At 30.4% G+C, this 10,658-nt stretch carries 10 protein-coding genes; 8 read left to right on the forward strand and 2 right to left on the reverse strand.

The window, feature by feature from the left end; all coding sequences use genetic code 11:
* From feoB to ACIQ56_RS09545, 3 genes are all read left to right on the forward strand, one after another.
* Positions 1-1,565: ferrous iron transport protein B (feoB, locus tag ACIQ56_RS09535; protein ID WP_397600832.1), on the forward strand; the 1,565-nt coding region annotated here is incomplete at its 5' end.
* A gap of 14 nt (positions 1,566-1,579) precedes the next feature.
* Positions 1,580-1,765: a hypothetical protein gene (locus ACIQ56_RS09540; protein ID WP_397600833.1), complete on the forward strand. Its 186-nt coding sequence runs from the start codon at positions 1,580-1,582 to the stop codon at positions 1,763-1,765.
* Between the two features lie 70 nt (positions 1,766-1,835).
* On the forward strand, positions 1,836-3,275 hold the full coding sequence (locus ACIQ56_RS09545; RefSeq protein WP_397600834.1) for a sigma-54-dependent transcriptional regulator: 1,440 nt from the start codon (positions 1,836-1,838) through the stop codon (positions 3,273-3,275).
* A gap of 18 nt (positions 3,276-3,293) precedes the next feature.
* Here the strand turns inward: ACIQ56_RS09545 and ACIQ56_RS09550 are convergent, their stop codons facing one another.
* Both ACIQ56_RS09550 and ACIQ56_RS09555 read right to left on the reverse strand, forming a co-directional pair.
* The gene (locus ACIQ56_RS09550; protein ID WP_397600835.1) at positions 3,294-4,100 is read right to left on the reverse strand and encodes a hypothetical protein; all 807 of its coding nucleotides are present in this window, start codon (positions 4,098-4,100) and stop codon (positions 3,294-3,296) included.
* A gap of 33 nt (positions 4,101-4,133) precedes the next feature.
* Complete coding sequence (locus ACIQ56_RS09555) at positions 4,134-4,790, reverse strand: shikimate kinase (RefSeq protein ID WP_397600836.1); 657 nt, start codon at positions 4,788-4,790, stop codon at positions 4,134-4,136.
* A 152-nt stretch (positions 4,791-4,942) separates the two neighbouring features.
* Between ACIQ56_RS09555 and ACIQ56_RS09560 the strand changes: the two genes are divergently transcribed.
* Genes ACIQ56_RS09560 through ACIQ56_RS09580 form a run of 5 tightly spaced genes read left to right on the forward strand, consistent with a single transcriptional unit; the run spans position 4,943 to position 10,446 of the window.
* A complete protein-coding gene (locus tag ACIQ56_RS09560; protein WP_397600837.1) occupies positions 4,943-5,671 on the forward strand; it encodes a carbonic anhydrase in 729 nt (242 codons plus the stop codon).
* A 26-nt stretch (positions 5,672-5,697) separates the two neighbouring features.
* Entirely contained in the window at positions 5,698-6,597 is a 900-nt protein-coding gene (locus ACIQ56_RS09565) for a BadF/BadG/BcrA/BcrD ATPase family protein (RefSeq protein ID WP_397600838.1), read from the forward strand.
* 25 nt (positions 6,598-6,622) lie between these two features.
* A complete protein-coding gene (nagA, locus tag ACIQ56_RS09570) occupies positions 6,623-7,780 on the forward strand; it encodes an N-acetylglucosamine-6-phosphate deacetylase (RefSeq protein ID WP_397600839.1) in 1,158 nt (385 codons plus the stop codon).
* A 30-nt stretch (positions 7,781-7,810) separates the two neighbouring features.
* The gene (locus tag ACIQ56_RS09575) at positions 7,811-9,031 is read left to right on the forward strand and encodes an SDR family NAD(P)-dependent oxidoreductase (RefSeq protein WP_397600840.1); all 1,221 of its coding nucleotides are present in this window, start codon (positions 7,811-7,813) and stop codon (positions 9,029-9,031) included.
* A 53-nt stretch (positions 9,032-9,084) separates the two neighbouring features.
* Positions 9,085-10,446: a molybdopterin-binding protein gene (locus tag ACIQ56_RS09580; RefSeq protein ID WP_397600841.1), complete on the forward strand. Its 1,362-nt coding sequence runs from the start codon at positions 9,085-9,087 to the stop codon at positions 10,444-10,446.
* Positions 10,447-10,658 lie beyond the last annotated feature (212 nt).

The following is a 10,658-nucleotide window of genomic DNA, read 5'->3' on the forward strand; positions in this document are numbered from 1 at the left end:
GCCTCGTTTTAGAGTTAAAAAAAGTGGGAAAACCCATAATTTTAGCTTTAAACATGAGGGATGTTGCTAAAAAAAGAGGTTATGATATTGACTTAAATATTCTATCAAAAGAAATTGGAGTTCCTGTCATTCCTACCATTGCTATCAAAAAAAATGGTGTCAATGATCTTGTTGCAGCTGTTGAAAAAGAAATTGAAAAATATTCCACAGAAAATAATTCTAAAAACCTTTCTAATATGCAATGGAAAGAGCCAGTAGCTCAAGAAGTGCGTGCTTACCATAGAGAAGTTGAAAGAATATTGTGCTCTGCACATAGAAAACAAGGGCTAGCATCGGAATGGACTAAAAAAATAGATTCCATATTATTACACCCTGTTTTAGGTATTTTAACTTTATTTGCAATATTATTTGTTGTTTTCCAAGCAGTATTTATTCTTCCTGAATATCCAAAAGAACTTATTGAATCTGGAATGGCGTCATTACAAGCTTGGATTGGACATGTCATGCCTGATGGAGCTCTAAAAAGTTTAATTAATGATGGAGTTATTGCTGGTGTTGGCGGTGTTCTTGTATTTGTTCCTCAAATTATTACTTTGTTCTTTTTTATATTATTATTAGAAGACTCTGGTTACATGGCGAGAGCTGCTTTTTTAATGGATAAATTAATGGGTGGCGTTGGTTTACATGGGAAAGCTTTTATTCCTTTATTATCTAGTTTTGCATGCGCAATACCAGGAATTATGTCAGCCAGAACAATTGAAAATAAAAACGATAGACTCATAACAATTTTAATTGCCCCTCTTATGACATGTTCTGCACGTTTACCAGTTTATACTTTAATTATTGCTGCTTTTATTCCATCTGTTACCTTGTTTGGCTTTGCCAATTCTCAAGGGCTTGTGATGTTTGGGCTTTATGTAAGTGGTATTCTTGCGGGATTAATTGTAGCCTTTATTTTGAAAACTTTTTTTCTAAAAGGGGAGCTCCATCCGCTTTTAATGGAATTACCAACATATAAATTACCACGAATTAAAAATGTTGCTCTTGGTTTATTTGAACGTTCCGTTATTTTTATAAGAAGAGCAGGAACAATTATTTTAGCTTTAATGATTATAATTTGGTTTTTAAGTACCTATCCAGCTCCCCCAGCAAATGCGACAGATCCAGCAATTGATTATTCTTTTGCGGGAATGATTGGAAAATTCTTTGAACCTATTTTGACTCCTATTGGATTTAATTGGCAAATAGCGATTGCTCTCATTCCTGGAATGGCAGCTCGTGAAGTGGCAGTAGCAGCACTAGGAACCGTATATTCCATTAGTGGTAATGAGGAAGCCGTTCATCAAGGTCTTGCCGCTGCTATCTCACATTCTTGGGGCTTGCCTACAGCTCTTGCCTTTTTAACTTGGTATATTTTCGCACCACAATGTGCTTCCACACTTGCTGTTGCAAAGAGAGAAACAAATTCTTGGGTTTGGCCAACAATTATGTTTACTTACTTAATTGGATTAGCTTACTTTGCTGCTTTTGTTGTATTTAATGTAACAAAGTATTTTGTAGGTTAATTAAAGGGTTTTTTATGTCTCAGCAAATTATTGTTTATATTATTGTATTTATAGCAGCCGTTTATTTACTTTATAAATGGAAAATTCAAAAAATAATTTCGAAAAAGCTAAATACAAACGAGAATAAAGCACCTGCTTCTTCTTGTGGTTCTGGATGTGGATCTTGTTCTGTTCCAAGTAAACCTAAAAAATTCTCTTAAGTTTTTAGACGAATGAATCGATGCCTTTTATTGGGAATTTCTTTAACTAAGAAATAAAATGAGAGGCGATATGGTTTTAAAGCATCAATATCCTTCTGATAAGGATGTTTTTAACCTAATTCAATTAGATGATGATCCTTTAGAATTAAAAAATTTAGCAAGAATATTAAAATCACATCCAAAAAATATAAAATTCCATGTTTCTTCCTTTTTAACGATTCGTGATCTTAAATTAGGAATAAAAGAAATACCTGAAATTGATTTTGCTATTTTAGATATTTATTTATCTGATGATATCAATCAAACGGGAATTTCTGTAGTCGAAGAATTAAAAAATAATCATCCGAATATTATTATTTTAATGAGCTCTAATTTAGATGATCCCGATACTATTTTACAAAGTTTAAGAGCTGGAGCAGACGAATTTATCTCAAAAAAGATGGAAAAAAATAATGTTGTAGAAAAAATTCTTCAGGTTCGAAAATCTGTAATGAACAAGCGTGGAATAAATATTTCAAATAAAAAAGAAGAATATATTTTTAATAAATATTCTGGTGAATCAATGAAAAAAATTAGCAGGAGAATTCCACAAATTATGAATTCGGCTATTACTTCTGTATATATTGAAGGAGAATCTGGGACTGGTAAAGAAGTTGTCGCAGAACTATTTGAAGATTATGCTAAAAATATTCCTTTTGTAAAAATGAATTGTGGCAGTATTTCTCCTAGTTTATTAGAAAGTGAATTATTTGGTTATGTAAAAGGTGCTTTTACTGGAGCAAATTCAAATAAACCGGGATTGTTAGAGTCTGCTTCAGGTGGATGGTTTTTTTTAGATGAAGTGGCTAGTTTGTCTCAAAGTGCACAAGTAGCGTTATTGCGAGCTCTTGAAAACCAAGAGGTAACAAGAATTGGAGAATCTGTTGCAAGAAAAATTAACATAAGATTTATTGCAGCTTCTAATGTTCCTTTAATTTTAAGAGTGAAGGAAGGTTTGTTTCGAAACGATCTTTGGCAAAGACTCTGTGAAACCGAAATTATTTTAAAGCCTTTAAGAGAAAGAAAATCAGAAATCCCCGATCTTATTTTGTATTTTTGTCGAACAATGAAAGGAGGGCCATATAAAATAGAAAATACAGCTTTAAATGTTTTATGCCAGCTTTCTTGGAATGAGGGAAATGTAAGAGAACTACGTAATTGCCTTCGTGCTATGACAGAACATCAAACAAATAAAATTTTAACTCCTTTAGGGATACCTGAAAGAATTTTATTAAAAAATAAAGATTTAAATCAATTTATTAAAAATAATGAAGATGAATTTATTAAAATCCCTATTAAAAATGAAAATCAAGAATTTTTAAGTTATGAAAAAATGACTGAAATTCTTTGGGAAAAGTATTTTCAAAAAATTTCAAAGGAAAAAATAAATATAACAAAATTATCTAAAAAACTTGGTATAGCAAGAAGTACTTTGCAATTAAAAATGAAAAAGTTGCAATTAAAAAAATAAACTCATAATACCTTATTTTTAAGGAATATATGAACAAGCTATTTTATTACTTAAAATTTTATATTTTTCAGCTTTTTCAATGTCTGGAACTTCAATGTAAATAAAAAAATGATTGCCCGATAGAGTATTTAAAGAAGAGGGATCAACGGAATATTTTTTAAGTCTTTTAATTTCCTCTTTTATCGTTTTTAAGCAATCCGTATAATTTAAATTTACCGGTATTTTGTTTGATATTTTAATTTTTTCTAAACAATTTTTTTCATAAACAGAACAATCAAAATCTGCTTTTAAATTTTTCCAATATCGAACTCCCAGTTTATGATTTGGGTTTCTTATGTATTTATAATTTTTCATGGAATGTCTTATATCTTCATAAACAGGAATAATTTTGTCGTTATTTATTTTATTTATTTGAAAGAGATACTGAGCTCCATATCCATCATCCCCATTATTTATAATATAATGATTTATTTTGCCACCAAAGTAACCATCCGCAGTCATTTTTATTTTAAATTTAGAATAATCTTTTTTACATGTGTTTAAAAAGTTTGTCTTATTATTTGAGGGTTCAATACCAATTAAAGCTCCCCCTTTATTTCCTTTGTCGTTTATTTCAACTAATATGGAGTCTGAGTATTGATAACAAGTTCTTATCAGATCGGCATCCCCATATTCATTTTTTCCCATATTAAATTCTTTTTTTTGAATAGGAATATCGTAATTAACTTTAGGCTCATCGTAAGATTCGGTGGAAAACACTTTTTGATTAAAAATATTTATTAATAAAATTAAATATAAATATTTATATATTTTTTTAATATTCATTATTATTAAAACCATTTCTATACATCAATTGAATTAAATTGTGGCATCATCAACAACAACATCTTCTTCTTTTTCAGTCCATTTACTTTGAGGTTTAACCCGTTTATTTATGATATTATAAACATCTTGCATATATTCACGATTGCCAGCTCGGCGTTCAATTAAAGCTAAATGCAATTTTAAAGAATCTATTGTATTATATGTTGTATCAATAATGACATCAGCTTGTTCATATGCAGAGCTTCTTTTTTCAATCAATTCATTCACAATAATTTGTGTTTCTTCAAGAGAATTGCATTTTGAAAACATAGGTCTTGTTTCTTTTTGAGCAAATATTCGGTTTGCGATTTCACTTGGAGCAAGATCTAATAACACAATTAAGCCAAGCTTGCGTGCAAAAGCGATATTTTCAGGTTTAATTAAAGTGCCTCCACCCATTGCGATGACAAAATTATGACGTCTTTCCAATTTTAATAAAATTTTGTCTTCAAGAGCACGAAAGCCTTCTTCTCCTTCTTGTTCAAAAATTTGAGGAATTGTTTTTTTTGTAGTTGATTCTATAAATTGGTCGAAATCAAGAAAAAATCGTTCACTGTGTTGAGCATATATTTTCCCAAATAAAGATTTTCCAGTTGCTGGCATCCCTGTAAGAATTATATTTCTGAAACGTTTTGCCCAATATTTTGTCATTTGTCCCTCGTTCTTAAATTTTAGTAAAAATCTAAGGATTGCTCATATAGAAATTCACTTGTAAACTATAACTAAAGAAAAAGTAAAATACAGGAAAGATGAATATTTTGTCTGAAGTTAATTTTCAATCCTCTTTTTGAAAGGAATGGAGAATGAAAAAGAAAGTCTTTTATTTTGCCTCAAGTATTGCTTTAATGAGTTATTCATTATTTGCATATTCCGAAGGACCACACTGGGGTTATGTAGGTGAACATGGTCCTAAAGAATGGGGTAATTTAGAACCCGCAACAAAACCTTGTTCCGTTGGTAAAAGACAATCTCCAATTGATATTAACTCTTCAAATATTAAAGAAAATAAATCTCTTCCTAATTTAATGTTTTCCTATGTAAGTGCCCCCTTAAAAATATTAAATAATGGTCATACGATTCAAATGAATTACCCAAAAGGGAGTAAAATCACAATTGGTGGAAATAGTTATGATCTTTTACAATTTCATTTTCATACGCCAAGTGAGCATGCCATCAAAGGGAAAAGAACAGAACTTGAAGTCCATTTTGTAAATAAAAATGCGGATGGTCTTGCTGTTGTAGGAGTTTTGTTAAAAAAAGGGAAAAAGAATTCTGCATTAGCGGGAATGTTTAGTAATTTGCCTAATAAACAAGGTGAAGTGACTGTAGATAAAGAAACTATGAATCCGATTGAATTGATCCCTAAAGATAAGGACTATTATACTTATCCAGGATCCTTAACAACTCCTCCTTGCTCTGAAATTGTAACTTGGTATGTGGTTAAAGATCAAATTGAAGTTTCTGAAGATCAAATTAAAAATTTTAAGAAGATATTTGCTATGAATGCAAGGCCTTTACAAAGCTTATCTTAAAGAATTGTTGAGGAAAAAGATTAGAAATGGAAAAGGACTTTTTTGTTGGCATTGACGGCGGTGGCAGTAAAACCCATCTTCGACTGGAAACGTCCGATGGAAAAGTTCTTGCGGAGACTTTTTCTGGTCCTGGAAATATTCGTCTTTCTATAGAAACCACTTACCAGTCTATCGATTACGCTTTAAACAAAGCATTAGAAAAATCAAAATTAATAAATAAAAGTGATATTCGGATACATGCAGGGATTGGAGTGGCTGGTTTTGAAGTTCCTTCAGCAAGAGAAGGATTTTTACAAAGAAAAAATAAATTTAATTTCGCTAGTTTAGTAGTTCAATCCGATGCTTATATTGCTTGTCTTGGTGCTCATGCGGGCAAACCAGGATCGGTTATTATCGTAGGAACAGGTGTCGTTGGATTAAAAATAGATCGCAATGCAAAGCGACAAGTGGGTGGCTGGGGATTCCCTCATGGTGATGAGGGAGGTGCTGCTTGGTTGGGTTTAGAGTCAATTAGAATGCTTTTGTATTTTTGTGATGGTAGGGGTGAAGGTTCTCCTTTATTAAAATATTTAAAGCAAAAATTTAAAGGCCGAGTAGAAGAAATTACACAATGGGCTTGTTATGCAAATGCAAGTCAATTTGCAGAAATTGCAAGAGATGTATTTAAATTTGCAGATAAAGGAGATGAGCTAGCCATTCAACTCTTAAAGTTATCTGCAAAACATATAGAAAAAATTATTTTAGCGTTAGATGAAAAAGAAAAAAATAAAGATAAACTTCCTTTTGTTTTGTTTGGTGGTGTTGCTCCTTTTATCCTCGAATTTTTAAAGCCATCCCTTAAAAAAAGACTCGCTAAACCCCAAGGTGATGCGTGCGATGGAGCCCTTCTTATGATAAGAAAAAATATCAATCACAATAACAAATGATTGATATTCCATAAGAGGTCTAATTATGCTTTGTTTAACTAATGCATGTTTATTTGATGGAAATTCTTTTTTAAAAAATAAAAATATTTATATTAAAGATGGAAAGATAATAGATATCTCTTCAAAAAAAAATAAAAATAATTATCAAGAAATTGATGTAAATAAGAATATTGTTTGCCCTGGATTTATAGATATACAATTAAATGGGGGAGGAGGAGCATTTTTTAATGACGATCCTTCCATTGAGCAACTAAAAAAAATTGCATCAGCACATTTATCTTTTGGAACAACTTCTTTTTTACCTACTTTTATAACCGACGATAAAAATAAAATTTCATCAGCAATTTCTTGTATTCATAAAGCACTATCTCAGGAAATGAGAGGAATTTTAGGAATTCATTTGGAAGGCCCTTTTTTAAATAATGAAAAAAAAGGAATTCATCCCTCCGAATTTATTCGTTTACCAAATGAAGCTGATATTGATAATATCCTAAAAATAAAAAATGGGATTGTATTAGTTACTTTAGCTCCAGAAATGGTTGAAGTTAGTTTTATTAAGAGACTTATAGAAAAAAAAGTAATTGTTTTTGCAGGTCATACCAATGCTACATTTGATAAAATGAATGAAGCTTTTCAATTAGGAATTAAAGGTGTAACTCATCTATTTAATGCATGCTCTCCTTTAAGTAGTAGAGAACCAGGTGTTGTTGGAGCTTCTTTATTGGATGAAAGTTCATGGTGTGGAATTATTGCAGATGGACATCATGTTTCCTTCGATACAATTAAATTAGCATTTAAAACGAAAGCTAAAAATAAATTCATATTGGTTTCTGATGCCATGTCTCCTGTGGGAACTGAATTAGAATCTTTTTATATTAATGAAAATAAAATATTTGTTAAAAATGGAAAATATGTTGATCAATCCGGTACTTTAGCAGGGTCGGCAATTACTGTATATGATGCTTTTAAAAATATATTATCTAAAAATCTTGTAACTTTAGAAGAGTCTCTTCAAATGTCTTCAACAAATGCAGCCCAATGTTTGGGGATTGATAATGAAAATTCTTTATTTAAAAAGGGGAGAGTCGTTCCTCAATTTGATGCTGATTTGCTCGTTTTAAATAGACATAATTTTGATATTATAAATATTATTCAAAATGGACAATTAAAAACATTTCATTGATTTAATGAATATATAATAGGAGTAATTGTTTTGAAAATTAAAGCCCATTGGTATGCGAGGCCTTATCCACATGATTGGGAATTTTATGCAGAATGTGATGAAGGTGCAAATATAGATATTTCTATAAAAAATGATCCAGATATAAAAAAAATAGGACCTAATCCTAAAGAAATTGTTTTACAAGGAATGGCTACATGTACTTCTGTAGATGTAGTGAGTAGTTTAAATAAAATGAGACAGCCATTACACTCATTGGTGGTTGAATGCGAAGCAACCCAAACTGAAACGCATCCTAAAGTTTTTAAAGAATGTGTTTTAACTTATAAGGTAACAGGTGAGAAATTAAATATTGAACGTGTTGCTCACTGTGTTCAACTTAGTTTTACAAAATATTGTGGTGTAAGTGCTATGATTGAAAAATCAGGATGTCATGTTACTCCAAAATTATTTGTAAATGACAGAGAAGTACCTATCTGGGATCCAGAAGAATCTGTTTCAAATAAATTGCAAAAATGGTTAAAAGAGGTTGCCTGTCATCAACCCAAAGGAATTGTGTTAGTAACGGGTTCTTCTAGAGGAATTGGAGCTGCCCTTGTCAATTATTTTGCAGAAAAGGGATTTGCTGTTCTCCCTACTTCTCGAAACAAAGTAACATTTGAGAATAAAAATATTTTTGAATCTTTATATTTAGATGTATCAAAATTTGGTTCTATTTTAAATTTAAAAAATTTATTACAAAAAAATGGTGTTAAACTAAATTTAATCATCCAAAATGCAGGAGTATCTTCTATTGATCCTAATGCAGAAGATTTAAATGCTTTAAATTTAACAATGGCAGATTTAAGACATGTCTATGAAACCAATGTTTTTGGATTAATAGAATCAAATAATATTTTTATGGAATTAATGAATAAAGATGGAACGATTGCATTTATGTCTAGTACAATGGGACAAGTATTCCGGGATTCTTACTTAAATGCTTCCTATCGATTAACAAAAAGATCGGTAATACAATTTGCAAAACAAGCTGCACTTCAATTAAAAGCGGAAAATAAAGAAATTGCTATGTTAAGTATACATCCAGGAAGTGTTCGAACAGAATTAAATCCAAATGGTAAAATTTCTGTAGAACAAAGTGCACAAAATATGGATTTACTTTTTGCATCCGAATTTAGAAATAAATTAATTCAAAACAATGGTTCATTTTGGATATTTGATGAATCGGATCAGATATGGAAATGTGTTGAATGATAAAAAGTATTTTGATACTTTTTTAAATATATTTTCGTTAAGGAGATGAGCTCATGATATCAGCAGGATTACTTATTACAGGAAATGAGGTTTTATCTGCAAAAACGAAAGACACGAACGGCCCTTTTATTGGAATGCATTTAAGAAAAATTGGAGTATCCGTTAGAGCCTCCATGATGTGTGGTGATTATGAAAATGATTTATTAGATTGTTTAAATTATTTAGCTGAAAAATCAGATATCATTTTTATGACTGGAGGACTCGGGCCCACATCAGATGATTTAACAGCCGATGTTGTTGCAAAATTCTTTGCTATTCCAACCGAATTCAATCAAGTAGCTTGGGATGCTTGTGCCGATTTTTTTATAAAAGCAGGCCGCACACAAATTCCAGAAAGCAATAAAAAACAAGCTCATTTACCAAAAGATTGCCAATTGTTACCTAATAAACTTGGAACAGCAGCAGGATTCCGTGTAACAGGTAAAAAGTTTTCAAAAAATGTAACAATTTATAGTATGCCTGGCGTGCCTTATGAAATGGAAGGAATGTTTTTAGAGCATGTCTTACCAAAATTAGAAAATCATTCCCATATGCCTGTTTCATTAAGCTGGCAAGTTTTTTTTATGGGCGAATCTTTTATGCAGAATGCCATAAATATTGCTGAAAAGAACTTAATTACTAAATATCCGACAGCTTCTGTTTCTTATCAGGCTCATGCTTATTACGTTTCTTATACTGTTACCTTATTTGCAAATACGGATTTTCAAAAAAAAGAATGTGAAAATTATTTAAAAAATGAATTTTCTAATGAAGTAGAAAAAGCTTTTGGTGAACATATTTTATATGTTGATGAAAGAAAAGTGTCTTCTTATTTAGTTTATTTATTAAAACAGCAAAATTTGTCACTATCGTTTTGTGAAACTTCTTGTGCTGGATATCTAAGCAAAGAATTAAGCGTTTATACTCATGATCCTTCTATTTTAAAAGGATCTATTGTTGCTAATTCTGATTATGTTAAGAAAAAATTATTAAATATTCCAGAAAAAATAATTCAAAATCAATTGGAAAATCCAGAGGATTTAGTTTCTTATCTTGCTGCAAGCACTTTAAAAGAAATGAATACAGATATTTGTTTGGCAGAATATGGTTTTCCAATGGATCCTTTTTTAAAAGATGAAAAATCATTTCATGGATTTTATTTATCCATTGCCATTTTAAAAAATAAAATAACGAATATTCAACAAATTCAAAATAATTTATCAAATTTTTCATGGAAATTAAGTGAAATATCTTTTGATAATTCTTTAGTCGTATTTACATGCTTTATTAAGTATAATAAGAGGCATGTTAGAGAAATTCAACAAACAAGGGCTTCCTTATATTTGTTATGTTCCCTAGCAAAAATATTAGCTTAATCAAATGCAAAAGATGAAATTTATTTATCGTCAAAATAAAAATAAAGTTCATCTTTCCAATTTTTAATGACTTCTTTTTCGCAACGTCCCATCCATAAGTAATCGTGGGTGTCCTCCCAATAAGTGATTTTTACAAAGCATAAATCCAGAATTAAATCTCCTTTTGAGGAGGAGATTTAAATGGAGATGGAAAATAGACTTTTAAAATTGTC

Origin of the sequence: Silvanigrella sp., from assembly GCF_044369315.1 — a bacterium.
Classification (GTDB): Bacteria; Bdellovibrionota_B; Oligoflexia; order Silvanigrellales; family Silvanigrellaceae; genus Silvanigrella.